General features: G+C 70.6%; 25 protein-coding genes. 16 read left to right on the top strand and 9 right to left on the bottom strand.

Annotated features, from left to right (window positions below):
- The first annotated feature begins 86 nt into the window (after positions 1-86).
- Both ACIN94_RS26320 and ACIN94_RS26315 read left to right on the top strand, forming a co-directional pair.
- Positions 87-440 (top strand): bifunctional 3-phenylpropionate/cinnamic acid dioxygenase ferredoxin subunit, encoded by a 354-nt coding sequence (locus tag ACIN94_RS26320; protein ID WP_400711363.1) that lies wholly within the window; start codon positions 87-89, stop codon positions 438-440.
- Positions 437-1567, top strand: coding sequence for an aromatic ring-hydroxylating dioxygenase subunit alpha (locus tag ACIN94_RS26315; RefSeq protein WP_400711212.1), 1131 nt, complete (start codon positions 437-439; stop codon positions 1565-1567). Before ACIN94_RS26320 ends, ACIN94_RS26315 begins: the two co-directional genes overlap by 4 nt.
- Positions 1568-1625: 58 nt before the next feature.
- Here ACIN94_RS26315 and ACIN94_RS26310 read toward each other — a convergent pair whose 3' ends face one another.
- Positions 1626-2417 (bottom strand): IclR family transcriptional regulator, encoded by a 792-nt coding sequence (locus tag ACIN94_RS26310; protein ID WP_400711209.1) that lies wholly within the window; start codon positions 2415-2417, stop codon positions 1626-1628.
- 131 nt (positions 2418-2548) lie between these two features.
- Between ACIN94_RS26310 and betA the strand changes: the two genes are divergently transcribed.
- The 7 genes from betA (at position 2549) to ACIN94_RS26275 (ending at position 12302) form a co-directional block, all read left to right on the top strand.
- Positions 2549-4180, top strand: coding sequence for a choline dehydrogenase (gene betA / locus ACIN94_RS26305; protein WP_400711206.1), 1632 nt, complete (start codon positions 2549-2551; stop codon positions 4178-4180).
- A 151-nt stretch (positions 4181-4331) separates the two neighbouring features.
- Positions 4332-6758 carry an FAD-dependent oxidoreductase gene (locus ACIN94_RS26300; RefSeq protein WP_400711203.1) on the top strand — a complete coding sequence of 809 codons (2427 nt, stop codon included), beginning with the start codon at positions 4332-4334 and terminating at the stop codon, positions 6756-6758.
- A gap of 11 nt (positions 6759-6769) precedes the next feature.
- Entirely contained in the window at positions 6770-8002 is a 1233-nt protein-coding gene (locus ACIN94_RS26295) for a sarcosine oxidase subunit beta family protein (protein ID WP_400711200.1), read from the top strand.
- A 15-nt stretch (positions 8003-8017) separates the two neighbouring features.
- Positions 8018-8296 carry a sarcosine oxidase subunit delta gene (locus ACIN94_RS26290; RefSeq protein ID WP_400711197.1) on the top strand — a complete coding sequence of 93 codons (279 nt, stop codon included), beginning with the start codon at positions 8018-8020 and terminating at the stop codon, positions 8294-8296.
- Positions 8293-11211, top strand: a complete 2919-nt coding sequence (locus ACIN94_RS26285; RefSeq protein ID WP_400711194.1) for a 2Fe-2S iron-sulfur cluster-binding protein — start codon at positions 8293-8295, stop codon at positions 11209-11211. Before ACIN94_RS26290 ends, ACIN94_RS26285 begins: the two co-directional genes overlap by 4 nt.
- Complete coding sequence (locus ACIN94_RS26280; RefSeq protein ID WP_400711191.1) at positions 11204-11797, top strand: sarcosine oxidase subunit gamma; 594 nt, start codon at positions 11204-11206, stop codon at positions 11795-11797. Before ACIN94_RS26285 ends, ACIN94_RS26280 begins: the two co-directional genes overlap by 8 nt.
- 7 nt (positions 11798-11804) lie before the next feature.
- A complete protein-coding gene (locus ACIN94_RS26275; RefSeq protein ID WP_400711188.1) occupies positions 11805-12302 on the top strand; it encodes a GNAT family N-acetyltransferase in 498 nt (165 codons plus the stop codon).
- Positions 12303-12329: 27 nt separating this feature from the next.
- Here ACIN94_RS26275 and ACIN94_RS26270 read toward each other — a convergent pair whose 3' ends face one another.
- Positions 12330-12608: a DUF1540 domain-containing protein gene (locus ACIN94_RS26270; protein ID WP_400711185.1), complete on the bottom strand. Its 279-nt coding sequence runs from the start codon at positions 12606-12608 to the stop codon at positions 12330-12332.
- Positions 12609-12892: 284 nt separating this feature from the next.
- Here ACIN94_RS26270 and ACIN94_RS26265 point away from each other — a divergent pair, with 284 nt between their 5' ends.
- A complete protein-coding gene (locus ACIN94_RS26265) occupies positions 12893-13300 on the top strand; it encodes a four-helix bundle copper-binding protein (protein ID WP_400711182.1) in 408 nt (135 codons plus the stop codon).
- 129 nt (positions 13301-13429) lie between these two features.
- Here ACIN94_RS26265 and ACIN94_RS26260 read toward each other — a convergent pair whose 3' ends face one another.
- Genes ACIN94_RS26260 through ACIN94_RS26250 form a run of 3 tightly spaced genes read right to left on the bottom strand, consistent with a single transcriptional unit; the run spans position 13430 to position 16183 of the window.
- Positions 13430-14248, bottom strand: coding sequence for an ABC transporter ATP-binding protein (locus ACIN94_RS26260; protein ID WP_400711179.1), 819 nt, complete (start codon positions 14246-14248; stop codon positions 13430-13432).
- Positions 14249-14306: 58 nt separating this feature from the next.
- The gene (locus tag ACIN94_RS26255) at positions 14307-15323 is read right to left on the bottom strand and encodes an ABC transporter substrate-binding protein (RefSeq protein ID WP_400711176.1); all 1017 of its coding nucleotides are present in this window, start codon (positions 15321-15323) and stop codon (positions 14307-14309) included.
- A 44-nt stretch (positions 15324-15367) separates the two neighbouring features.
- Positions 15368-16183: an ABC transporter permease gene (locus tag ACIN94_RS26250; RefSeq protein WP_400711173.1), complete on the bottom strand. Its 816-nt coding sequence runs from the start codon at positions 16181-16183 to the stop codon at positions 15368-15370.
- Positions 16184-16314: 131 nt separating this feature from the next.
- Between ACIN94_RS26250 and ACIN94_RS26245 the strand changes: the two genes are divergently transcribed.
- Entirely contained in the window at positions 16315-17388 is a 1074-nt protein-coding gene (locus tag ACIN94_RS26245) for a LacI family DNA-binding transcriptional regulator (RefSeq protein ID WP_400711170.1), read from the top strand.
- Positions 17385-18542 carry a mandelate racemase/muconate lactonizing enzyme family protein gene (locus ACIN94_RS26240; protein WP_400711167.1) on the top strand — a complete coding sequence of 386 codons (1158 nt, stop codon included), beginning with the start codon at positions 17385-17387 and terminating at the stop codon, positions 18540-18542. Before ACIN94_RS26245 ends, ACIN94_RS26240 begins: the two co-directional genes overlap by 4 nt.
- Positions 18543-18601: 59 nt before the next feature.
- Here ACIN94_RS26240 and ACIN94_RS26235 read toward each other — a convergent pair whose 3' ends face one another.
- Positions 18602-19936 (bottom strand): cation:dicarboxylate symporter family transporter, encoded by a 1335-nt coding sequence (locus ACIN94_RS26235; protein WP_400711164.1) that lies wholly within the window; start codon positions 19934-19936, stop codon positions 18602-18604.
- Positions 19937-20032: 96 nt separating this feature from the next.
- Between ACIN94_RS26235 and ACIN94_RS26230 the strand changes: the two genes are divergently transcribed.
- Together ACIN94_RS26230 and ACIN94_RS26225 are read left to right on the top strand one after the other, a co-directional pair.
- A complete protein-coding gene (locus ACIN94_RS26230) occupies positions 20033-21640 on the top strand; it encodes an ATP-binding protein (RefSeq protein WP_400711161.1) in 1608 nt (535 codons plus the stop codon).
- A complete protein-coding gene (locus ACIN94_RS26225) occupies positions 21637-22308 on the top strand; it encodes a response regulator (RefSeq protein ID WP_400711158.1) in 672 nt (223 codons plus the stop codon). The genes ACIN94_RS26230 and ACIN94_RS26225 overlap by 4 nt, the downstream gene beginning before the upstream one ends.
- Positions 22309-22342: 34 nt before the next feature.
- Here the strand turns inward: ACIN94_RS26225 and ACIN94_RS26220 are convergent, their stop codons facing one another.
- Together ACIN94_RS26220 and ACIN94_RS26215 are read right to left on the bottom strand one after the other, a co-directional pair.
- Positions 22343-22567: an HGxxPAAW family protein gene (locus ACIN94_RS26220; RefSeq protein ID WP_400711156.1), complete on the bottom strand. Its 225-nt coding sequence runs from the start codon at positions 22565-22567 to the stop codon at positions 22343-22345.
- Positions 22568-22592: 25 nt separating this feature from the next.
- On the bottom strand, positions 22593-23030 hold the full coding sequence (locus ACIN94_RS26215) for a MarR family winged helix-turn-helix transcriptional regulator (protein ID WP_400711153.1): 438 nt from the start codon (positions 23028-23030) through the stop codon (positions 22593-22595).
- 91 nt (positions 23031-23121) lie between these two features.
- Between ACIN94_RS26215 and ACIN94_RS26210 the strand changes: the two genes are divergently transcribed.
- Positions 23122-23304 carry a hypothetical protein gene (locus ACIN94_RS26210; protein ID WP_400711150.1) on the top strand — a complete coding sequence of 61 codons (183 nt, stop codon included), beginning with the start codon at positions 23122-23124 and terminating at the stop codon, positions 23302-23304.
- 154 nt (positions 23305-23458) lie between these two features.
- Positions 23459-23653 (top strand): DUF5302 domain-containing protein, encoded by a 195-nt coding sequence (locus ACIN94_RS26205; RefSeq protein ID WP_345003561.1) that lies wholly within the window; start codon positions 23459-23461, stop codon positions 23651-23653.
- 74 nt (positions 23654-23727) lie between these two features.
- Here the strand turns inward: ACIN94_RS26205 and ACIN94_RS26200 are convergent, their stop codons facing one another.
- Positions 23728-24636 (bottom strand): TetR/AcrR family transcriptional regulator C-terminal domain-containing protein, encoded by a 909-nt coding sequence (locus tag ACIN94_RS26200; RefSeq protein ID WP_400711146.1) that lies wholly within the window; start codon positions 24634-24636, stop codon positions 23728-23730.
- Positions 24637-24655 lie beyond the last annotated feature (19 nt).

Below are 24655 nucleotides of genomic sequence, written 5' to 3'. Positions count from 1 at the left end.
CGACCCTTGACACCGGGGTTCCATGGGCTCACTGTGTTGCGCATAGCGCCGCATGTTCCGCCTTATGAAACCGGGGTTGGTCTGTGATGATCCCTGCGTGCCCCCTCGCGGCCCTTCCACGGGGCGAGGCCTACCGGCTCGACATTGACCCGCCCATCGCTGTCTTCCATACCGACGACGGTGAGATCTACGCCGTCGACGACACCTGCACGCACCAGGACGCCTCACTCGCCGACGGATGGCTGGAAGGCTGCGAGGTGGAGTGCCCGCTGCACGCCTCGCGCTTCGACCTGAGGACGGGCAGGGTGGACGGCCCGCCGGCCAGACTGCCTCTGCGCACCCACCGGGTGGTCGTCGAGGACGGCACCGTCTATGTCGTCCCGTCGCAGGAGCCGCCCGGCCCGCGGCCGGAGGTCCGGGCGGGAACGGAGGCGTCATGACCGCGAGAGACCTGCCGCCCAGCCTGATCACCACCCTGCCCGGCGGGCACTACACCGATGAGCGCCTCTTCGCCCTGGAACAGGAGCACATCTTCGAGTCGATGTGGTTCTGCGCCGTCCGCGCCTCCGACCTGGGCAGGCCGGGCGCCTTCAGGACGGTTCAGGTGGGGCGGGAGAGCGTCCTGGTCACCCGGGCCCGGGACGGTTCGGTCCGCGCCTTCCTCAACGTGTGCCGCCATCGCGGCGCCCGGCTCCGCACCGAGGAGTCCGGCGAGGTGAAGCGGGCGTTCCGGTGTCCCTACCACGCCTGGACCTACGATCTCGACGGCAGGCTGGTCGCCGCCCCGAACCTCACCCGGATGCCCGACCTCGACCGGGTCGAGTACGGCCTGACAAACGTCCACGTGCGCGAATGGCTCGGCTACGTGTGGGTGTGCCTGGCCGACGATCCGCCGTCGTTCGAGGCGGACGTGGTCGGCGAGGTGCGGACCCGGCTGGGCGACGAGGAGCTGATCGGCAACTACGGCGTCGACGGGCTCGGGGTGGGGCGCAGGATCGTCTACGACGTGAAGGCGAACTGGAAGCTCATCGTCGAGAACTTCATGGAGTGCTACCACTGCGCCACCATCCATCCCGAGCTCACCGAGGTGCTCCCGGAGTTCGCCGGCGGCTACGCGGCCCAGTCCTTCGTGGGACACGGCGCCCGGTTCGGCGAGGACATCCGGGGGTTCACCGTCGACGGGTCCGAGGGCGTGGACCGGATCCCGGGCGTCAGCGAGGACCAGGACCGCCGCTACTACGCGATCACCATCAAGCCGCAGGTGTTCGTCAACCTGGTGCCCGACCATGTGATCATCCATCGGATGTTCCCCCTGGCCGTCGACCGGACGGTCGTCGAGTGCGACTGGCTGTTCCGCGGGGACGTCGTGGCGGAGGGCAGGGATCTCGGGCCGTCCGTCGAGCTCTTCCACCGGGTCAACGTGCAGGACTTCGAGGCCTGCGAGAGGTGCCAGCCGGCGATGGGCTCCCGGGCCTACGCCCGGGGCGGGGTGCTGGTGCCCAGCGAGCACCACATCGGGGCGTTCCACGACTGGGTGCTCGCCAGGCTGCCCCGGGCGCCGGCGTAGGGCGGACGCCGCGGGGGGCGAGTGGGAACGGGCGCCCGGCAGGCCGGCGGGGCCGGGCTCAGCCGGTGAACCCGAGGCGGTGGCTGATGTCCTCGGCGCCCGCGGTCAGGACCGGGGCGAGCTCGCGCATCCGCTCCACGCTGAACCGGTAGGCCGGACCCGAGGCGCTGACCGCGGCGACGACCTCGCCGTCGTGGGAGCGGACGGGGGCGGCGATGGCGTTCAGCCCGATCTCCAGCTCCTCGGCGGTGACCGCGTAGCCCCGGCGCCGGGCCTGGTCGAGCTGCTCCTCAAGCACGGAGACCGAGGTGATCGTGGCGGGCGTGTAGCCTTCGAGGCCCGCGGCGGCGATCAGCCGGGCCCGGTGACGGTCGTCGAGATGGGCCAGCAGGACCTTCCCGCTCGACGTGGCGTGCAGGGGGGTGAGCTGCCCGACCCAGTTCTGCGCGGTGACCGCCGACGGCCCGCGCACCTGGTCCAGGTTCACCGCGTAGTGGGACCGCAGGACGGCGAGGTTCACCGTCTCGCCGATCTCGTCGGCGAGCCGCCGGCAGACGGGACGGCTCTGCTGGGTGAGGTCCAGCCGGCCGGCCACGCCGCCCGCGAGGCGGATGATCCCGAAGCTGAGCCGGTATTTCCCCCGGTCCTCGGCCTGCTCGACCAGGCCGCGGGACTCCAGCGCCCCGAGCAGCCGGAAAGCGGTCGACTTGTGGACGCCGATCTCGACGGCGACCTCGCTGACCCCCGCCTCGCGGCGCTGGGAAAGGATCTCCAGGATGCTGATGGCCCGGTCGACTGACTGCACCCCGCCGCCGCTGTCGGTCCGATCACTGGAGGAAACATTGCCCATAGCCGGACTGTAGGCGCTGTGCGGAACGTCCGTCCAACGCGTCACACCACATGGGTTGCGAATAGTGCACTATATTGCGCCACTCGATACGATCTTTGCCATCACCCCCTGCTGCGCGAGACGAGGCAGACATGTACGACTTCGTCATCGTTGGGGGCGGATCAGCCGGAAGCGCCCTGGCGAACCGGTTGTCCGCCGACCCCGCCAACCGTGTGCTGGTGCTGGAGGCCGGCCGCTCCGACTTCCCCTGGGACGTCTTCATCCACATGCCGGCCGCGCTGACCTTCCCCATCGGCAGCCGCTTCTACGACTGGAAGTACGAGTCCGAACCCGAGCCGCACATGAACGGCCGCCGGATCTACCACGCCCGGGGAAAGGTGCTGGGCGGGTCCAGCAGCATCAACGGCATGATCTTCCAGCGGGGCAACCCCCTGGACTACGAGCGCTGGGGAGCCGACCCGGGTATGGAGACCTGGGACTTCGCGCACTGCCTGCCGTACTTCAAGCGGATGGAGAACTGTCTCGCCGCCGATCCGGACGACCCCCGGCGAGGGCACGACGGGCCGCTGACGCTCGAACGCGGGCCCGTGCGCAACCCGCTGTTCACGGCCTTCTTCGAGGCGGTGCAGCAGGCCGGGTATCCGCTGACCGACGACGTCAACGGCTACCGCCAGGAGGGATTCGCGCCGTTTGACCGTAACATCCGCCGGGGGCGCCGGCTGTCCGCCGCCCGCGCCTACCTGCACCCCGTCAAGCGGCGCCCCAACCTGGAGGTCAGAACGCGGGCGTACGTCACGAAGATCCTCTTCGAGGGGAACAGGGCCGTCGGCGTCGAGTACAACGGCCGGACGGTCCGCGCGGGTGAGGTCATCCTCTGCGGCGGCGCCCTCAACTCGCCGCAGCTGCTCCAGCTCTCCGGCGTGGGCAACGCCGGAGAGCTGAAGGCCCTCGGCGTCGACGTCGTGCACGACCTGCCGGGGGTCGGGGAGAACCTGCAGGACCACCTGGAGGTCTACATCCAGTACGGCTGCAGCCGGCCGGTGTCGATGCAGCCCGCGATGAAGTGGCGCAACCGGCCGTGGATCGGCGCGCAGTGGCTGTTCCTGCGCCGGGGACCCGGGGCGACCAACCATTTCGAGGCGGGCGGCTTCGCCCGCGGCAACGACGACGTCGACTACCCCAACCTGATGTTCCACTTCCTGCCCGTCGCGGTGCGCTACGACGGCTCCGCGCCGGTGGGCGGGCACGGCTACCAGGTGCACATCGGGCCGATGTACTCCGACGCGCGCGGCTCGGTGAAGATCAGAAGCACCGACCCCCGGGTCCACCCCGCACTGCGGTTCAACTACCTGTCCACCGAGCAGGACCGGCGGGAGTGGGTGGAGGCGGTCCGGGTCGCCCGCGACATCCTGACCCGGCCCGCCATGGACCCGTTCAACGCGGGGGAGCTGTCGCCCGGGCCGGGAGTCCAGACCGACGAGGAGATCCTGGACTGGGTCGCCAGGGACGGCGAGACCGCGCTGCACCCCTCGTGCACCGCGAGGATGGGCACCGACGCCCTCGCCGTCGTCGACCCGCTGTCCATGAGGGTCCGCGGCCTCGACGGGCTGCGCGTCGTGGACGCCTCGGTCATGCCGTACGTCACCAACGGCAACATCTACGCGCCGGTCATGATGGTGGCGGAGAAGGCGGCCGACCTGATCCTGGGCAACACCCCGCTCGCCGCCGAACACCTCGACTTCTACCGGCACCGCTCACAGTGAGAGGCCCACTCCGGCACGCCGGATGCTCGCCGGCCGCGGCGGCACCGCCCGTCGGGAGAGGCCCGCCCCCTCCTTGACAGCGTGACGGCCGCGGGAGAATCTGTTGCGGAAAGCGCACCGCGTTCCGGGTCGCGCAACGACGGAGGTGTGCATGGCAGGCCGGCGCGTCGTCATCATCGGAGCCGGAGTCGTCGGGGCGGCCCTCGCGGACGAGCTCTCGGCGAAGGGCTGGGACGACGTCACCGTCGTCGACCAGGGCCCCGTGCCCGTCACAGGCGGATCGTCGTCCCACGCACCCGGACTGGTCTTCCAGACCAACCCGTCCAAGACGATGACGGAGATGGCCCGGTACACGGTCGAGAAGTTCAGTGCGCTCGGCTGTTTCCTCCAGGTGGGCGGCCTGGAGGTGGCCACCACCCCCGGACGGCTCGCCGAACTGCGCCGCCGCCACGGCTGGGCCACCGCCTGGGGCGTCGAAGGGCGGCTGCTCACCCCCGCCGAATGCGTGGCACTCCACTCCCTGCTCGACCCCGGCCGGGTGCTGGGCGGGTTCTTCGTGCCCACCGACGGCCTGGCCAAGGCCGTCGACGCCGTCGACATCCAGCTCCGGCTGGCCCGGGAGCGGGGCGTGCGCGTGCTGGAGCGGCACGAGGTGCGGGGCATCCGCGTCGAGGACGACCGGGTCGCCGCCGTCGTCACCGACCGGGGCGAGATTCCGGCGGACCTCGTGGTCTGCTGCGCGGGCATCTGGGGACCGAAGATCGCGGACCTGGTCGGCATGGCCCTGCCGCTGACGCCGCTGGCACACCAGCTCGCCTGGACCGGCCCCGTCCCCGCGCTGCGCGGGCAGGCCGAGGAGGCCGTCCGGCCGATCCTGCGCCACCAGGACGCCGACCTGTACTACCGGGAGCGGGCCGACCGGCTGGGCATCGGCTTCTACGGTCACCGCCCGATGCCGGTGCGGCCCGCCGACATCCTCCCCGTCGAGGCGGCGGAGGTGATGCCGTCGGTGCTGCCGTTCACCGCCGGCGACTTCGCCCCCGCGTGGGCCGAGACTCAGGCGCTGCTGCCCGCCACGCGGGAGGCCGAGATCGAGGAGGGCATCAACGGCCTGTTCTCCTTCACCACCGACAACATGCCGCTGCTCGGTGAGTCCCCGCAGGTCAAGGGCTTCTGGGTGGCCGAGGCCGTATGGGTGACGCACTCGGCGGGCGTGGCCAGGGCCATGGCCGAATGGCTGGTGGACGGCCACTGCTCGTCCTTCGACCTGCACGAGTGCGACGTCAACCGCTTCGAGCCGCACCAGCTCGCCCCCGACTACGTTCTCACCCGCGCCGCCCAGAACTTCGTCGAGGTCTACGACATCATCCATCCGCTGCAGCCGCCGGAGAACCTGCGCCCGCTGCGGGTGAGCCCCTTCCACGCGCGGCAGCGGGAGCTCGGCGCGTGCTTCCTGGAGGCCGGCGGCTGGGAGCGCCCCCAGTGGTACGGCGCCAACGCGCCTCTGCTCGAAGGCCGGGACATCCCCGAGCCGGACGGGTGGGCCGCCCGCCACTGGTCGCCCATCGTCGGCGCCGAGGCCCAGGCCTCCCGGGAGTCCGTCGCGTTGTACGACATGAGCGCGCTCAAGCGGATCGAGGTCAGCGGGCCCGGAGCCGTCGCCTTCCTGCGGCGGCTCTCCACGGGCGACATCGGCAGACCCGTCGGCTCGGTGACCTACTGCCTGCTGCTGGACGCCGACGGCGGCATCCGCAGCGACATCACCGTCGCCCGTCTCGGCCGTGACCTGTTCCAGGTCGGCGCCAACGGCAACCTCGACCTCGACTGGCTCCACCGCCACCTCCCGGCCGACGGCTCGGTCGTGGTCCGCGACATCACGGCCGGAACCTGCTGCGTCGGCGTCTGGGGACCCCGCGCCCGCGACCTCATGGAACCGCTGGCCGGCGCCGACTTCTCCCGCGACGGCTTCGGCTACTTCCGCGGCCGGCGGGGTCACGTCGGCACGGTGCCCGTCACCGCGCTCCGGCTGTCCTACATCGGGGAGCTCGGCTGGGAGCTCTACACGACGGCCGACCTGGGCGCGAAGCTCTGGGACACCCTCTGGGAGGAGGGACAGAGCCACGGGATCATCGCGGGCGGACGCGGCGCCTTCTCCAGCCTGCGGCTGGAGAAGGGCTACCGCGCCTTCGGCACCGACATGACCTGCGAGCACGACCCCTACGAGGCGGGCCTGGGCTTCGCCGTACGGCAGGCGGGCGAGGACGACTTCATCGGCCGCGCGGCTCTGCGGGAACGCCGCGCCTCGGTGCGGCGACGGCTGACCTGCCTGACGATCGACGGCTCCGCCGCCGTCGTGATGGGCAAGGAGCCCGTCTACGACGGCGACACCTGCGTCGGATACGTCACCAGCGCCGCCTACGGCCACACCATCGGCAAGGGCATCGCCTACGCCTGGCTGCCGGCCGCGCTCTCCACGCCCGGTCAGGCGCTCCGGATCGGCTACTTCGACCGGCGGATCGCCGCCGTCGTCGCCGAGGAACCCCTCTACGACCCGGCGATGAAGCGTCTGCGCGGTTAGGAAGGACCACGATGAGCGCCCACGATCCCGCGGACGGCCTGCCCGAGCACCCCGACCGGCTGTGGAACAGCCCCGAGCCGGAGCGCTCCTACGACGTGGTGATCGTCGGCGGGGGCGGCCACGGCCTGGCGACGGCTTACTACCTGGCCAGAAACCACGGCATCACCAACGTGGCCGTACTGGAGAAGGGCTGGCTGGCGGGCGGCAACATGGCCCGCAACACCACCATCATCCGGTCCAACTACCTCTGGGACGAGAGCGCGGGCATCTACGAGCACGCGCTGAAGCTGTGGGAGGGACTTGAGGAGGACCTCGGCTACCCGCTCCTGTTCAGCCAGCGCGGGGTGCTCAACCTCGCGCACAGCCGGCAGGACGTCCGGGAGGGCGTGCGCCGCGTCAACGCCAACCGGCTCAACGGCGTCGACGCCGAATGGCTCGGCCCCGACGAGGTCGCCGAGGTCTGCCCGATCGTCAACGTCTCACCCGACGTGCGCCACCCCGTGCTGGGCGCGACCTACCAGCCGAGGGCCGGGATCGCCAAGCACGACCACGTCGCGTGGGGATTCGCCCGGGCCGCCGCCGCGCTGGGCGTCGACCTGATCGAGCACTGCGAGGTCACCGGGATCGACGTCGGGGGCGGGCGGGTGCGGGCCGTACAGACCACCCGGGGCCGCATCGCGGCGGGCAGGGTCGCGCTGTGCGCGGCCGGCCACTCCTCGGTCGTGGCGGGGCTGGCGGGGGTGGAGCTCCCGCTGCAGAGCCACCCCCTGCAGGCGCTGGTCTCGGACCTGCTGGAGCCCGTGCACCCGACGGTGGTCATGTCCAACGCCGTGCACGTCTACGTCAGCCAGGCGCACAAGGGCGAGCTGGTCATGGGAGCGGGCATCGACGCCTACAACTCCTACCGGCAGCGCGGCGCGTTCCACATCATCGAGCGGCAGATGGCGGCGGCCCTGGAGCTGTTCCCCGTGTTCGCACGGGCGCACGTGCTGCGGACCTGGGGCGGGGTGGTGGACGTCAGCCCCGACGCCTCACCGGTGGTCGGGCTCACCCCGGTGGACGGCCTCTACGTCAACTGCGGCTGGGGCACCGGCGGGTTCAAGGCCACGCCGGGCGTCGGCTGGTGCTTCGCGCACACGGTCGCCCACGGCGAGCCGCACCCGCTCAACGCCCCCTTCTCCCTCGACCGATTCACCACGGGCGCGCTCGTCGACGAGCACGGCGCCGCCGCAGTGGCCCACTGAAGGAGATCCCCACCGATGCTGCTGATCCCCTGCCCGTGGTGCGGGCCCCGCGACGAGGCCGAGTTCCACTACGGCGGGCAGGCGCACGTCGCCTATCCCGATGACCCCGGCGCCCTCTCCGACGCCGAGTGGGCCCGCTACCTGTTCTTCCGCGACAATCCCCGGGGGCCGTTCGCCGAGCGGTGGAGCCACACGGCCGGCTGCCGCCGCTGGTTCAACGTGGTCCGCGACACCGCCACCAACGAGATTCACGCCGTCTACCGCGTCGGCGAGCCAGGGCCGGTGATCGCTTGAGCTCCCAGCCGTTCCGCAGGGCCGGACACCGGGGCGAGAGGCTGCGGTTCCGGTTCGACGGCCGCGACCTCGAGGGGTACCGGGGTGACACGCTCGCCTCCGCGCTGCTCGCCAACGGGGTGCGCACGGTCGCCACGAGCGTGCGGCTGGGCCGTCCCCGGGGCGTCTTCGCCGCGTGGACCGAGGAGCCCAACGCCCTCGTCCAGATCGAGCACCCCTTCCCCGAGCCGATGCTGCAGGCCACCGTCGTCGAGCTGTACGACGGGCTGGTGGCCAGGGGCCTGCCGGGGAGAGGACGGCTGGGCGGGGAACCCGACCCGGCGCGCTACGACGGCGTGTACGCCCACTACGACGTCCTGGTGGTCGGAGCCGGACCCGCCGGGCTCTCGGCCGCCCTGACCGCCGCCGCGACGGGTGCCCGGGTGATCCTCGCCGACGACCGGCCCGTGGCCGGCGGCAGCCTGCCGGACACCGCCGAGACGGTCGGTGGCGTCCCCGGCGCGGACTGGGCCGCCGCCGCGCTGGCCGAGCTGGCGGGCCGTCCCGAGGTGCGGGTGCTCGCCCGCACCAGCGTGTTCGGCTACTACGACGACAACTACCTGGTCGCGGTGGAACGCCGCGGCGAGCGGGCGTCCTCCCGGGAGCGCGTCTGGCGTATCCGGGCCCGCCGCGTCGTACTGGCCACCGGCGCGCACGAGCGGTCCATCGCCTTCGCCGGCAACGACCGGCCCGGCGTGATGCTCGCCTCCGCCGCCCGCGCCTACGTCAACCGCTACGGAGTCCTGCCGGGCCGCCGCGCGGTGGTCTTCACCGCCGGCGACAGCGCCTACGACGCCGCCCGCGACCTGGCGGCCGCCGGCGTCGAGATCGCCGCCATCGCCGACGCGCGGCAGGCCGTACGGCCCGGCGCACCGCAGGGCGGACCGCGCGACGCGCGGCAGGACTTACGGCGAGGCGACGGCCGGGCAGGGGACGGGACAGACCTGCTCACCGGGCACGTCGTCACCGGCGTCGCCGCGGGCGAGGACGGCGCGGTCTCCTCGGTGACCGTCTCCCTGGTGACCGTCCCCGGGAGCCGGGAGATCGAGGCGGACCTGCTGCTCGTCTCGGGCGGCTGGAACCCCGTACTCCATCTGTTCGCGCAGGCGGGCGGAGAGCTCCGCTACGACCAGGAGCTCGGCACGTCCGTCCCCGGAGCGGTCCGCCAGGCGGTGGAGGTGGCGGGAGCCGCGCGGGGACTGTTCACCCTGGACCGCTGCCTCGCCGACGGCGCCGAGGCCGGGGCACGGGCGGCGGAGGCGGCCGGCTTCCCGGCGGCCCGCCCCGGGCCGGCTCCCCGCGCCGGGGACGTCCCGGTGGCCGCCGAAGGCGTCACCGCGGCACGCGCCGAGCACGGCACGGCGGCGCATGAGGAGGATGGCACGGCGGAGCGAGCCGAGCACGTGTGGCTCGTCCCGGCCGACGACTACCGGACCCACTTCGTCGACCTGCAGCGCGACGTCACCGTCGCCGACGTCATGCGCGCCACCGGGGCAGGGCTCCGCTCGGTCGAGCACGTCAAGCGTTACACCACCGCCGGGACCGCCCACGACCAGGGCAAGACCTCGGGCCTGCTGACCAGCGGGGTCGTCGCCCACCTCCGCGGAGTGGACATCGCGGAGCTCGGCACCACCACCTTCCGCGCGCCGTACATGCCGGTCTCCTTCGCCGCCCTCGCCGGGCGCGACAGGGGAGTGCTGCACGACCCCGTCCGGGTCACCCCGCTCCACGAGTGGCACGTGGCGCACGGCGCGGTGTTCGAGAACGTCGGCCAGTGGAAGCGGCCCTGGTACTACCCCCGCGCCGGTGAGGACATGGAGGCCGCCGTCCTGCGGGAGTGCGCGGCCGTACGGCAGGGCGCCGGATCGATGGACGCCTCCACACTGGGCAAAATCGACATCCAGGGACCGGACGCCGCCGAACTGCTCGACCGGCTCTACACCAACATGATGAGCACGCTCGCGGTGGGCGCGATCCGCTACGGGGTGATGTGCCGGCCCGACGGGATGGTCTTCGACGACGGGACGGTGATCCGCCTGGCACCGGACCGGTTCCTGGTGACCACGACCACGGGTAACGCCGCCGCCGTCCTGGACTGGATGGAGGAGTGGCTGCAGACCGAGTGGCCCTCCTTGCGGGTGTACTGCACCTCGGTCACCGAGCAGTGGGCGACGGTGGCGCTCGCGGGACCCGGCTCCCGGGCCGTACTGGCCGGACTCGCCCCCGGACTGGCCGTGGACAGGGTGAGCTTCCCGTTCATGACGTGGCGCGACACCACGGTGGCGGGCATCGAGGCGCGGTTGTGCCGGATCAGCTTCTCCGGCGAGCTGGCCTACGAGATCAACGTCAGCGCCTGGGACGGGCTCGCGCTGTGGGAGGCGGTCCAGGCGACCGGCCTCGTCACGCCGTACGGGACCGAGACCATGCACGTGCTCCGGGCGGAGAAGGGCTACCCCATCGTCGGCCAGGACACCGACGGCACGGTCACCCCCGCCGACCTCGGCATGGACTGGGTGGTGTCCAGGAAGAAGGCAGACTCCGTCGGCAGGCGCTCCCACGCCCGCGCCGACACCGCCAGACCCGACCGCAGGCACCTGGTCGGACTGCTGCCGGTCGACCCGGACCGGCTGCTGCCCGAGGGCGCCCACCTGGTGGCCGCCGACCGGCTGCCCGAGCCGCCGGTCCCGATGCTCGGCCACATCACCTCCAGCTACCGCAGCGCGGCGCTCGGCCGGACCTTCGCTCTCGCCCTCGTCAGCGGCGGCCGTGAGCGGCTCGGCGAGCGGCTCTACGTGCCGGTCGGGGCCGAACTGGTCCCCGTCACCGTCACCCACCACGTCCTCTACGACCCCGAGGGAGCGCGCCGGGATGGCTGAACGACTGAGCCCGCTGGCCCGGGTCGAGCCGGTGTCGGGCGAGGGCCTGCGCATCGCGGAGGTGCCGTTCCTCACCCAGGTCGATCTGCGCGCCGATCCCGCGAGCGACACGGCCCGCGACCTCGGGATCGCCCTGGGCGTGCCGCTGCCCACCGAGCCCAACACCTATGCGCGTGGGGACGCCGACGTGCTGTGGCTCGGCCCCGACGAGTGGCTGGTCGTCGGGGCGGCGGGCGACGACGGTCTGGAGGCCAGGCTGCGGGCCGCCGCCGGAACAGGTCATGCCGGCATCACCGACGTCTCCGCCCAGCGGACCACGCTGCTGGTGGCCGGGCCGCGCGCACGTGACCTGCTGGCCCACGGCTGCGCCCTCGACCTGCATCCCCGCCTGTTCGGGCCCGGCCGCTGCGCCCAGACCATGCTCGCCCGGGCCCAGGTCATCCTCGCCGCCCACGAGGACGACACGTTCCGGGTGTCCGTCCGGTCGTCCTTCGCCGGCTACCTCGCCGCCTGGCTCCTCGACGCGGCAGTCGAATATCTCGACGCCGGAAAAGCCATGGAATCAGCGCCGGGACATGGGCCATGATCCCTCCATGACCTCACCCATGTCCTCGCCTTCGATCGAGATCCGCTCCGCGTCCCCCGAGGACGCCGCGCTTCTGGCCGAGCTGAACGACGCCGTGCACTCCGTCCACGCCCTGCACCGGCCGGACGTCTTCCGCTCCCAGCCCGCTCACGACGACCTGGTCCCGATCTTCAAGGCCCACCTGGCCCGAGAGGACGCCCGCGCCTTCATCGCCCGGTCATCAGGGCGACCGGTCGGATACGCTCTCGCCGTGATCGTCGACCGTCCCGGTGACGCCCTTATGCAGGCAAGGAGGTTCATCAGCCTGGAACACCTGGCCGTCACCTCCGAAGCGACCCGGACAGGCGTCGGCACCGCCCTGCTCGACGCGGTGCGCACATCGGGCAGGGAGGCGGGATGCTCCCGCCTGATCACCGATGTGTGGGACTTCAACACGGAGGCCCGGACTTTCTACGAGGCCGCGGGATTGGCTCCGATGCGGCACTGGCTGGAGCAGCCGCTCTGATGATCTCCTCACCGCCTCGTCGCCGGTCTACGCGGGTGCGTACGTCAGGCAGTCGGCCTCGTCCTGCGTGTAGCCGATGTCGATGCCGGGCGCCTGGCATTCGAGTTGCACGTTGTGTCGGCAGTCGGCCATCTTGCAGGCGCCCACCCGGCCCACCGTCGCCTGGTCGCCTCCCTGTGCGGGGGCGGTGAGGAACGTGTCGCAGTGCGCGTGGGACAGGTCACCGACCGTGATGGCCGTCGCGTGACACATTCGGTCGCGGTTGTACGCGCACGACACGGCCTCGCAGCGATTGATGACAGGCATCTCCATGACGGTTCCCCTAATAAATTGCGTTGATAGTCACGGTTTTCGTCCTGGCTCATACCACTGTCGACCAGTTCGTTAAGCTCCGCCGCAGTCCTAGGCTTGGTAAGGAGGCGCCCGGCGGCAGCTGACCCGGGCGGCACCTGCACGTGGCCTGGGGCATCAGGTCGTAATGTGACCGCAATCTCGAATTAAGGGCATGTACAGGGGCCATCCCGATCGCCCCTGTACATCGAAACCGGGATTAGCGTGGAAGGCAGACGACGCCTCGACGAGGAGAGATCATGTCTAACACTCGCGAACTGTTCGACACGATGACCGCCAAGGCCGGACTGAGCAGCGACGTCCTCGCCAATGCCGTGGACACCCTCCAGGAATGCGAGGAAGTGGTGACCGCCTGCGCCATGGGCATGCTGGGCGAACAGGACGCGCTGCACATGGCGTCGGCGATCAGCCGGGACCTGGACTGCGCTGACGTCGCAGGGACGACACGCCGCATACTGACCCGGGGCAGCGGTCCCGACAACAGCCTGATCAGTGCGCAGGTCGAAGCCTGCCTGCTGGCGTGCGAACGTAGCCACGCGCTGTGCAGCCAGCACGCCGCTCGCCACGCCCACTGCCAGATGTGCACGGATGTCACGCGCCGCTGTGCCGATATGTGTCGGCAGATTCTCGGAGAACTTCGCAGGTAAGCACGCGCTGCCGCGCGGTCCAGTGTCTTCCGAGGGGCCCGGCGAACACGTGCGTGTCCTGGTCCAGCAGGAACACCATGAGCTCGCCGGGCATCCGGAACGGAGAGAACCCGTCCTGGACGAGGACCGCTACTCCGCCGCCGTGGCGGCGCCGAGCAGGTCGCGGATCCGCGCCGTGGACTCGGCGAACTGGGGCTGGGCCATCGTCTCGGCGTAGTCGCGGGAGTCGGGCAGGTCGACGGTGATGACCTCGGCGACGGTGCCCGGCCTCGCGGTCATCACCAGGACCCGGTTGGCCAGGTAGACCGACTCGGCGATGGAGTGGGTTACCAGGAGCACGGTCGTCCCGGTCTCCCGCCAGATCCTGTGCAGCTCGATGTTCATCTGCTCGCGGGTGAGCGCGTCGAGCGCGCCGAACGGCTCATCCATCAGCAGGACCGGCGGGCGGTGCAGCAGCGCCCGGCACAGTGCCACCCGCTGCTGCATGCCACCCGACAGCTCGTGCGGCAGAGCGTCCTCGAAACCGGTGAGCCCGGTCATCTCGATGAGCTCGTCCGCCCGCTTGCCGGCCTCACCGGCGGGCATACCGCGCATCTCCGCCTGGAGCAGGATGTTACGGCGTGCGGACCGCCATTCCAGCAGGGCCGCCCGCTGGAACACGTACCCGATGTCGTTCCTGGTGCCGCCGACCGTATCCCCGAACAGCCGTACGGCTCCCGCCGACGGCTTGAGCAGTCCCGAGACCAGCTTGAGCAGGGTCGACTTGCCGCAACCCGAGGGGCCGACGATCGAGACGAACTCCCCGGGAGCGACGCTCAGGGAGACGTCTCGCAGCGCGGTCACCTCCTTCTTCTTGGCCCGGAACCGGACCGCGACGGCATCGAGCTCCACCGCCGCGACCGTGCCCGCGCTGCCGGGCGTGCGCTCGGCCTCCAGGTTGCCTTTCATCAAAACTCCTTGAGCGTGGAGACCCGGGGCTTCAGCCCCGGGCAGGAAGTCGACGTGCTCATCCCTTCGGAGCGAAGCTCTCGTCCCAGTAGGTGGCCGGCGACTCGGCCTTGGTGATCACACCGGCCTTGGCGAAGGTGTCGATCGTCGCCTGCCAGTCGGCCTCGGTGTTGATCCCCGGCGCCATGTCCTTGGTCGCGTCGGTGTGCAGCAGCGTGACGGTGGTCTTGAACTGGTCGAGCAGCACCTGCGGGCTGGGAAGCTGCTCGGAGGCTCCCGCCATCGCCTCCACAGCTGCCTGCGGGTCCTTCTCCGCGACGGCCCAGGCCTCGCTGGTCGCCGCGACCATGCGCTTCACCAGGTCGGCCTTGCTCTCCAGCGTCTTGGTGGAGGCCAGCAGGCCGTTGCTGTAGAAGTTGAGGCCGAACTCGGAGAACCGCAGGTACGAGACCTTCTTGCCGGCCTTCTCCTGCATCGTCGGCCCCTGGTCGGAGGCGTAGCCCAGCAGGGCGTCGGTCTGCCCCGAGATCACGGCGGCGATCTTGCCCGCCGGGTCGGTGTTCTGCATCTGCACGTCGGTCTCCGCCAGGCCGTTCTCCTTGAGGAAGGCGGGGAACGTCTTGGACAGGGCGTCACCGGCCGTGCCGGCGATCTTCTTGCCCTTGAGGTCGGCCGGCGTGCTGATGTTCTTCTCGTCGAAGAACTGGACGGAGGCGGGCGTGGTCTGCAGGTAGACACCGAGGCTCTTGACCGGGACCCCCTGGCCGATGGACGCCAGCAGCGCCGGGGTGTCGGCCCAGCCGAAGTCGGTCTGATCGGCGCCGGTGGCCTGGATGGTCTTCTGGGAACCCTGACCGGCCTGGATCTTCAGATCGATGCCGTGCTTTTCGAAGACGGACTGCTTCTTGCCGAGGTAGAACGGCGCGTGCTCGCCGTACGGGTACCAGTTGAGCGTGAGGGTCACCTGGTCGAGCTGCTTGCCCGACGCGTCGGTGGTCGTGCCGTCTCCGCCGGTGCCGCAGGCCGCGACGAGGAGGGCCGGCATCAAGGCGGCGATGAGGAATCGAGATTTCACGGGACTGCCCTTCTTTGGGGGGATGATGGTCACTGCCTCGTCTTTCAGGGGGTGGCGGTTACCGCCTCGCCTCTCCGGCTGGCGTGCCAGGGCAGCATCCACCGCTCGGCGATCTCGACGAGGACGAACAACACGACACCGATCAGCGACATCACCAGTAGTCCCGCGAACAGCATGGGAGTGTCGAGGTTCCCGTTGGCCTGCAGGATCACGAAGCCCAGGCCCTGGTTCGCCCCGACGAACTCCCCGACCACGGCGCCGGTCACCGCGAGGGTGACGGCCACCTTCAGCCCGGAGAACAGATGGGGGAGGGAGGCGGGGAAACGGATCTTGGCGAAGGTCTTGAGCGGGCTCGCGCCCATCGTGGAGGCGAGCTGGAGCATCTCCGGGTCGACCGACTTCAGACCGGTCACCATGGCGATCACGACGGGGAAGAACGCGATCAGGACGGCGACGACGATCTTGGGGGTCAGTCCGAAACCGAGCCAGACCACGAACAGCGGGGCGATCGCGATCTTGGGGACGACCTGGGCGAAGAGCAGGATCGGATAGAGCGTCTTCTCCACCGTCGTGGAGTAGACCATGACCACGGCCGCCAGCACACCGAAGATCGCGGCGATGGCGAAGCCGAGGATGGTCTCGTAGGTGGTCACCCAGGTGTGCTGCCAGAGATAGGGCCACTTGTCCGCCATCACGGCCAGGGTCGTGCCCGGCGAGGGGACGAGATACGGCGGCACCAGCTGAGCGAAAGTGATCGCCCACCAGACCGCGAAGCAGGCGGCGAGGAGTGCGGCCGGGCGCCAGCTCTTTTCGAGCGCGGCGAGCAGCCGACCCTCGGACCCGCCGAGGTTCATGCTCATGGTGAGCACCTTCCTTCTACTCGCGTGTGGGCGTGGCCCTTACGCAAGCGCTTTCTCAATGATCGGAAAGCGCTATCCGAAAGCGCTTTCCGGTGTACGGTAGAGCCCTCTCACATACGGGTCAAGAGGAGGTGACGGGCAACGTGGGCGAACAGACGCAAGTTACCCTCAGCGACGTCGCGCGGGCAGCGGGCGTGTCACCCGCCACCGCCTCCCGTGCGCTGAACGGCACCACCCGTGTACGCGCCGACCTCCGAGAGCGCGTCCTGGCCGCCGCCGGACGGCTCGCCTACACCCCCAATGCCCACGCCCAGGCGCTCGCCCGCGCTTCGAGCCAGGCGGTGGGCGTCATCTGCCATGACGTTAGCGACCCCTACTTCGCCGGGATCGCCCGGGGGGTCATGCGCGTCGCCGCCGAGCACGACCTCCAGGTCATCATGGGCAGCACCTTCCGCGACCCGGCCCGCGAGATCTCCTACGTCTCCATGATGCGCGGCCAGCGCGTCAGGGCGATCCTGCTGATCGGCTCGGGATTCGAGGATCGCGCCTGGCAGGCGGCGATGCGGGAGGAACTGGCCCGCTGCAGCGCCGCGGGGGCCAGGATCGCGGCGGTCAGCCGCCATCAGGGCCTCCGCATCGACTCGGTCCTGCCCGAGAACCGCACGGGGGCCACCGCGCTCGCCAGGGCGCTGCTCGACCTCGGCCACCGCGACTTCGCCGTGCTCACCGGGCCGGCCACGCTCACCACCGTGATGGATCGCCTCAACGGCTTCCGGGACGCGCTCACCGAGGCGGGGGTCACGCTGAACCCGGGCCAGATCGTGGAGGGCACCTTCAGCCGTGACGGCGGCTACCGGGCCGCCACCGAACTGATCGCCCGTGGACTGCGGGCCACCTGTGTCTTCGCCTCGACCGACATCATGGCGGTCGGCGCGCTCGCCGCCTTCCGGGACCACGGGCTGGGCGTGCCCTCCGACATCTCCCTCGCCGGATTCGACGACATTCCCGTGGTCGGTGATCTGACACCGCCGCTGACCACTGTGGCGCTGCCGCTGGAGGAGCTCGGAAAACGCGTCATGGCGATGGCCCTGCGGCCCGCCACGGCCGGGCGGAGCCGCATCGAACGCATCCCGAGCACGGTCGTCCTGCGGGCGAGCACCTCGGCCCCGACCAGAAACCCGCTTATCGAAAGGATCTCACCGTGACTCTGACCGGACTCTCCATCGACCGGGTGGAGACCTACGCCGTCGCGCTGCCGACCCTGCGCTCCTTCGGCGTCTCCGGCGGGTCGGTCGCCGTCGCGGGGCAGCCCAGTATCCGTGTCCTGGTCAAGGTGAGCGCCGAGGGCGTCCACGGCTGGGGCGAGGCCACCCCGATCCCCGCGTGGACCTACGAGACGGCCGAGTCGATCGTCACCACCATCGACCGTTACCTGGCGCCCGCGATCATCGGCAGGCCGGCCTGGGACCTCGACGCCGTCACCACGGCGTTCGACCGGGCGATCAACCGGGGCCTGTCGATCGGCGCCCCCCTGGCCAAGTGCGCGGTCGACGTGGCCCTGCACGACCTGCTGGGCCGGGCCGCCGGTGTGCCCGTCGGCGTGCTGTGGGGGCAGCGCCGCACCGAGGAGGTACAGCTCGCCTGGATCGTGTCCGGGCAGACGGCCGAGGAGGTGGCCGAGTGCGTCGCCGAGGGGAAGGACGCGGGCTACCGCGCGTTCAAGGTCAAGATCGGGTTGCACTCCGAGGAGGCCGACCTCGCCGTGGTGGCCGCCGTGCGCGACGCGGCGCCGGACGCGCCGCTCTGGGTCGACGCCAACCAGGCATACACCTGCGACACCGCCCTCCGGCTGGCCGGACGGCTGCTCGAGCTCGGGGTGACCGCTTTCGAGCAGCCGCTCCCCGCCAACGACTTCGCCGGGATGCGGCGGATGCGCGACGTCTCACCCCTGCCCGTGGCTCTCGACGAGAGCCTCAGGCACCCCACCGATCTGGCGGCCCTGGTACGGCTCGGCGCGGTCGACGTGGCGATCGCCAAGGTGCAGCGGAGCGGCGGTCTGACCCTGTCGCGGCGCCTGTGCCAGCTCGCCGAGGACTGCGGCGTCCGGCTGATGGGCTCGGGACTGACCGACTCCGACCTCGGGCTGGCCGCTTCCCTGCATCTGTTCGCGGCGCACGGCATCACTGGGCCGGTCGACCTCAACGGCAGGCAGTTCATCGCCTCGCCCTATGCCGCCGGCGCGACGGTCAAGATCGCGGACGGTGTCGCCCACGTCCCCACCGGACCGGGGCTCGGCGTCGAGGTCGACGAGAGCGTGGTCCGCGAGCTGGCGGTCGACGTCCTGACGGCACGTCCCTGACGGCGACGCGCGGCCGGCCGCCTCTCCCCGTGGCGGGGGGAGGCGGCCGGCCGTCTCCGCTACGCCGGTGACATCGCCGGATCGGAGCGTTCGGCCGGCGGCGGGGGCTGGTCCTCGTCCAGCAGGGTGGTCTCGTCGAACGGGACCCGGCCGGCCAGCACCTCGGCCGCGCGTTCCCGGTCGAACTCGCCCGTCCAGGTGCCGATGAGGACGGTGGCGACCGCGTTGCCCGCGAAGTTGGTCAGCGCCCGGGCCTCGGACATGAAGCGGTCGATGCCGACGATCAGGCCGACGCCGTCGACCAGCTCGGGCCGGTGGGACTGCAGGCCCCCGGCGAGGGTGGCCAGGCCCGCGCCGGTGACCCCGGCGGCCCCCTTGGAGGCGATGATCATGAAGACCAGCAGGGAGATCTGCTCGCCGCCCGAGAGGGGGGCGCCGGTGGCGCTCGCGATGAACAGGGTGGCCATCGTCAGGTAGATGGCGGTGCCGTCGAGGTTGAAGGAGTAACCGGTCGGTACGGTGATGCCCACTACGGGGCGGCTGACCCCGAGGTGTTCCATCTTGGCGATCAGCCGGGGCAGGGCCGGCTCGGAGGAGGAGGTGCCCAGGATGAGCAGGAACTCCCGGCCGAGGTAGCGCAGCAGGGACAGCAGGCTGACCCGGGCGAACATCCAGAGCACCGGCCCGAGCACGCCGAACACGAAGAGCAGGCAGGTCGCGTAGAAGGCGAGCATGATGAGGCCGAGGCTCTTGAGCGCGTCGACACCGGTGGCGCCGACGACCGCGGCCATCGCGCCGAAGGCACCGACCGGGGCGGCCCACATGATCATGATGAGGACGCGGAAGACCAGCCGCTGGATGTGCCCGACGCCGGTCAGGATGGGCCTGCCGCGCTCCCCCATGGCCTGCACGGCGAATCCGGCGAGCAGGGCCACCAGGAGAGTCTGCAGCACCTGCCCCGCGGTGAACGCCGACACCAGCGTGGTCGGGATGATCCCGAGCAGGAAGGTCACCGTGTCGCTCTCGCCACCCTTGGCCGCCTCGGCCTCGGCGGCCTTGCGGAGCTCGTCGGTGAGCTGGAGGCCGTTGCCGGGATCGATCAGGTTGCCCACGACCAGGCCGATGACCAGCGCGACGGTCGACATGACGAGGAAGTAGCCGAGCGCCAGGCCGCCGACCCGGCCGACCTTGGCGGCCTGGGTGACCGAGCCGACGCCGAGCACGATGGTACAGAAGATGATCGGACTGATCATCATCTTGATCAGCGCGACGAAGGCCGTGCCCAGCGGCTTCAGTTCCTTGCCCAGGTCGGGGGCCACGAGCCCGACGGCGATCCCCGCGATCACCGCGACAATGACAGCTATATATAGGTAATGAGTACGATCTCGGGACATAGCGGACACTCCATCTTCCCGGTCCGGACGGAAATTCTGGTCGAGTGACTATGTGCCGACGATGTGACCCACGTCACCATTGCGTACATTTCGTTCGTGGACGTAGGGAAGCTCGTGGGATTGAGGACGTTGTCCGGATGGACGCGCCGCTGGAGCCTGGCCCGGCAGATGCTGGCACTGCAGATCGTTGTGGTCGGGGTCACCGTCGCGGGAGGCGCGGTGCTGACCCTCCTGCAGGCCCGCGAGCTGCTCGTCGAGGAGGCCGCCGGGAAGGCCAGGGCGGTGACCGTCAGCGTGGCCGGCTCCCCCTCGGTGCTGGCCGCCCTCGGCGACTCCGCCGTGCTGCAGCCGTACGCGGAAAAGGTGCGGCGGGAGACCGAGGTCGACTTCGTCACGATCATGAGCACCGGCGGGCTCCGTTACACCCACCCCAACCCGGCCCAGATCGGCCACCTGTTCCTCGGCACCATCGCGCCCGCCCTGAGAGGGGAGACCTTCACCGAGACCTACACCGGTACCCTCGGCCCCTCGGTGCGCGCCGTCGCCCCGGTGCGTGACACCGACGGCAGGGTGCGGGCACTGGTCAGCGCGGGCATCACCGTCGAGAAGATCGGCGTCAGGCTCCACGGGCAGCTCGCCGGCGCCGCCCTCATCGGCCTGCTCGGCCTGTCCGCCGGCGGTGCGGGCACCTACCTGGTCGGGGCCCGGCTGCGCCGCCAGACCCACGGGATGGGCCCGGGCGAGCTCCGCCGGATGTACGAGTACCACGACGCGATCCTGCACGCCGTACGGGAAGGACTGCTGCTGGTCGACGACACGGGCAGGCTGACGCTCTGCAACGACGGCGCCAGGGGGCTTCTGGGCCTGTACGGCGAGGCGGACGGGCGGCACGTCACCGAACTGGACCTGCCCGCCTCCCTCACCGAGCTGCTGGTGAGCGGGGAGAACCGGACCGACGAGATCCACCTGACCGGGGAGCGGACACTCGTGGTGAACGTCGCCGTGGTCCGCTCAGGCAACCGCTCGCTCGGCACCGTGGTCACCCTGCGCGACCACACCGAGCTGCAGTCCCTGACCGGGCAGCTCAACGCCGAACGCGGCTTCGCCGACTCCCTGCGCGCCGCCGCGCACGAGTCGGCCAACCGCCTGCACACCGTCATCGCCCTCGTCGAGCTGGGCCGCGCCGAGCAGGCAGTGGCCTTCGCGACCGCGGAGATCCGGGCGGCGCAGGACCTCACCGACCGGGTGGTGGGCGCGGTACGCGAGCCGGTGCTCGCGGCGCTGCTGCTGGGCAAGAGCGCCGAGGCCGCGGAGCGCGGTGTGGAGCTGGTGATCAGCCCGGACACCGGACTCGACGACATCGGCCTGGACGACCGGGACCTGGTGACGATCGTCGGCAATCTGATAGACAACGCGGTGGACGCGGCCATGGCGGGTGTCCCGCCCGCGCGGGTGGAGGTCCGCATGCTGGCCGACGAGACGTCCTTCCTGGTCAGCGTCGCCGACAGCGGGCCGGGACTGGACACGGCCACGGCACGGGAGGCGTTCCGGCCAGGCTGGACCACCAAGGGCGACGGACGTGGCCTCGGGCTGGCCATGGTGGGACAGGCGGTCCGCCGCCTGGGCGGTACGGTCGACGTCGGCGGCGGGCCGGGAGCGGTGTTCACCGTACGGCTGCCGCTGCGTGGGGAGGGCGTTTCATGATCTCGGTGCTGGTCGTCGAGGACGAGGAGATCACCGCGGAGGCGAACCGCCTCTTCGTGGAACGGGTGCCCGGTTTCCGGGTGGAGGGAGTGGCCAGGTCCGGCGGGGAGGCTCTGCGCTTCCTGCGCCGGCGGCCGGTGGACCTGATCCTGCTCGACCTCTACCTGCCTGACATGCACGGGCTGGAGGTGTGCCGGGCCCTGCGGGCGGCGGGTGTGCTCTCCGACGTCATCGCGGTCACCTCGGCGCGCGACCTGGCGGTGGTCAGGGCCGCGGTCTCCGTGGGCGTGGCCCAGTACCTGCTCAAGCCCTTCACGTTCGCCTCGCTGAGTGAGAAGCTCACGCGCTACGCGGCGTTCCGGTCGTCGATGGAGGGCTCGGGTGAGGCCAGCGGCCAGAGCGAGGTGGACCGGGCCCTGGCCGCCCTGCGCGGCCCGGCACACAGCCCGCTGCCGAAGGGGTTGGCCCCGGTCACCCTCGACGCCGTACTGGCGGAGCTGCGCAAGGCTCCCGGAGGCGTGTCGGCGCAGGCGGCCGGCGCCGCGATCGGCGTCTCGCGGGTGACCGCCCGCCGCTATCTGGAACACCTGACGGGCAGCGGCGTCGCGCGCAGGGTGCCGCAGTACGGCGGGGTCGGGCGGCCCGAACTGCTCTATCGGATCATCTGAGCCCTCCGTCGAGGAAGCCCTGCCGGAGATGTGATCAGCTGGCGCGGTCGAGCGGTTCCCGGGGCGCGTCCACGATCACGTCGGAGAAGATGTCGACCAGCAGGGCGATCACACCACCGACCACGATGATCCCGACGCCCACCCAGACCAGCATCCAGTTGGGGCCGAGACACAGGGCCACACCACCGACGGTGAACCCGAGCAGAATGACGATAACCGCAAGCCAAGACTTGGGGCTTCCTCCGTGGCTTCCAGCCATGAGCCTTTCCTGTCCTCTCTGTGAATCAGTGATGCGCGCCGTTCGCCGCGGCGATCACCCTGGTCAGTGACTGGTGGAGCTCCTGCAGCTCTTCCAGTCCCATACCCAGGCGATCCACGACGGACGACGGGATCCCCTCAGCTTCGCTCCTCAGTTTCCAGCCCTCCGGAGTGAGCGTGACCTCCAGGACACGTTCGTCCCTGCTGTCGCGCCCTCGCCGGATGTAGCCGCTCGCCTCAAGACGTTTGAGGAGCGGGGACAGCGTACCGGGGTCGAGTTGCAGTAGCTTGCTCAGCTCCTTCACAGACAGCGGCGCGTGCTGCCAGAGCGCGAGCATCACCAGATACTGCGGGTGGGTCAGCCCCAGGGGTTGTAGCAGCGGCCGGTAGACCCCGATGACGCTGCGCGAGGCGACTGCCAGGGCAAAGCACACCTGCCGCTCCAGATTAAGCGGATCAGTCATATCGCTCACATACACCTCCTACCCGACATAGTACGATAGTTAGTACACAAACTATTGTGACCCCAAGTATCGGGCGGCCCAAAGGAGTCCCATGTTCAACCGCAAGCCGATCGAGGAGCGGATCGCCGAACGGGAGGCCCAGCGGCCGGTCCTCTCCGAAGGCAAGCACTTCGAACACGGACCGGCGAAATTCATCTTCATCTTCGTCATCGTGTTCGTGGTGATCGGCCACCTCGCCGGCCTGCTCCTGTTGATGGCCATGGACCTGAAGTGAGGTTCCCCTCGGCTCCGCCCGGGGTACTTTTTGACGGCTATCCTTTCGGATAAGAGTCTTGCGTATTTGTAGCCAACCGGATCCCGTTGAGGACGTGAGAGGATGATGGTCCGGTTGGCCGAGGTGGACTGCCCGCCCAGATCAGGAGGTCCGTATGTCTGACGTCACGCCGGAACCCGAGAGTTCCGAGGATGAGCTGAAGCGCAAGTTCCGTGAGGCCCTGGAGCGGAAGAAGGTCGCCCAGACGGACGCGAACGCCGGTGGCAGGGGAAACAACTCCTCGAAGATCCACGGCGCCCACGGCCCGGTCGGGGGCAAGCGTTCCTTCCGCCGCAAGAGCGGCGGCTGAGCACAGCCTGACAGCCTCCTGGGCTGCGTCCACGGCCGCCGTGTACGGCGCCCGGGAGGCCGAGGAACCCGGCACTAACCGTCCCCGCGCCCGTCGGAATCCCCGATGAGCACCTCCAGCCCGTCCAGTAGCCGCCGCAGCCCGAACTCGAACAGCGTGTCCAGGTCGAGGGAGTTGGGGGGGATCTTCGACAGCAGCGGGAACTCCTCCATACGCGGGAGCAGCTCCGAGTCGATCCACTCCTGGTCGGTCATGCCGGTCTCCTGTGCGGCCTCGGCCTCGGCCTCCAGGTTGATGGCGGTCCCGCGCACGTAGTTGGCCACGGTGGCATAGATGTGAACCATCGTGACCGGGTCAAGGCCGAGGCCGTCCACCGCGCGCATCGCCCGCTCGGCCTGGACCATGGCGTTGGGCGTGGGCAGCGGGCGGGTGAAGGAGGCGGCCTGCGCCAGCCAGGGGTGGCGGTGGTAAAGGGCCCACTGCGTCCTGGCGGCCAGCTCCATCCAGGCCCGCCAGCCCGGCGGCGGCTCGGGGAGCGCGCCCTCGGCCAGCACGGCGTCGGTCATGAGCATGAGCAGCTCCTCCTTGCTCGCCACGTACCGGTAGAGCGACATCACCGCCACCCCCAGGCCGGTCGCGATCCTGCGCATGGACAGGGTCGCCAGCCCCTCCACGTCGGCGATCCCGATCGCGGCGCGCACGACCCGCTCCCTGGTGAGCTCGGGCCCGAGGGTGGGTCTACGGGGGGCGACGGCCTCCGTGACGGTGTCCGCGACGACGGTCCCGATCCCCGGTACGGCCCGCACGAGCCCCTCCTGGCGCAGGGTCGTCAGCACCTTGCTGGCGGTCGCCATCGCCACGCCCCACTCCTGGACGATCTGCCGGGTGGAGGGCACCCGGTCGCCGGGGCGCAGCCGGCCCGCCGCTATACGCCGCCGCAGCTCGGCGACGATCCGCAGGTACGGAGGCTCTGTCCCGTCCACTGTTCACGCTCCCGGTGCT

Source organism: Streptosporangium sp. NPDC087985, from assembly GCF_044741965.1.
Classification (GTDB): Bacteria; Actinomycetota; Actinomycetes; order Streptosporangiales; family Streptosporangiaceae; genus Streptosporangium.
Note: the sequence above shows the minus strand (reverse complement) of the source record. Positions and strands in the feature narration are given on the sequence as shown.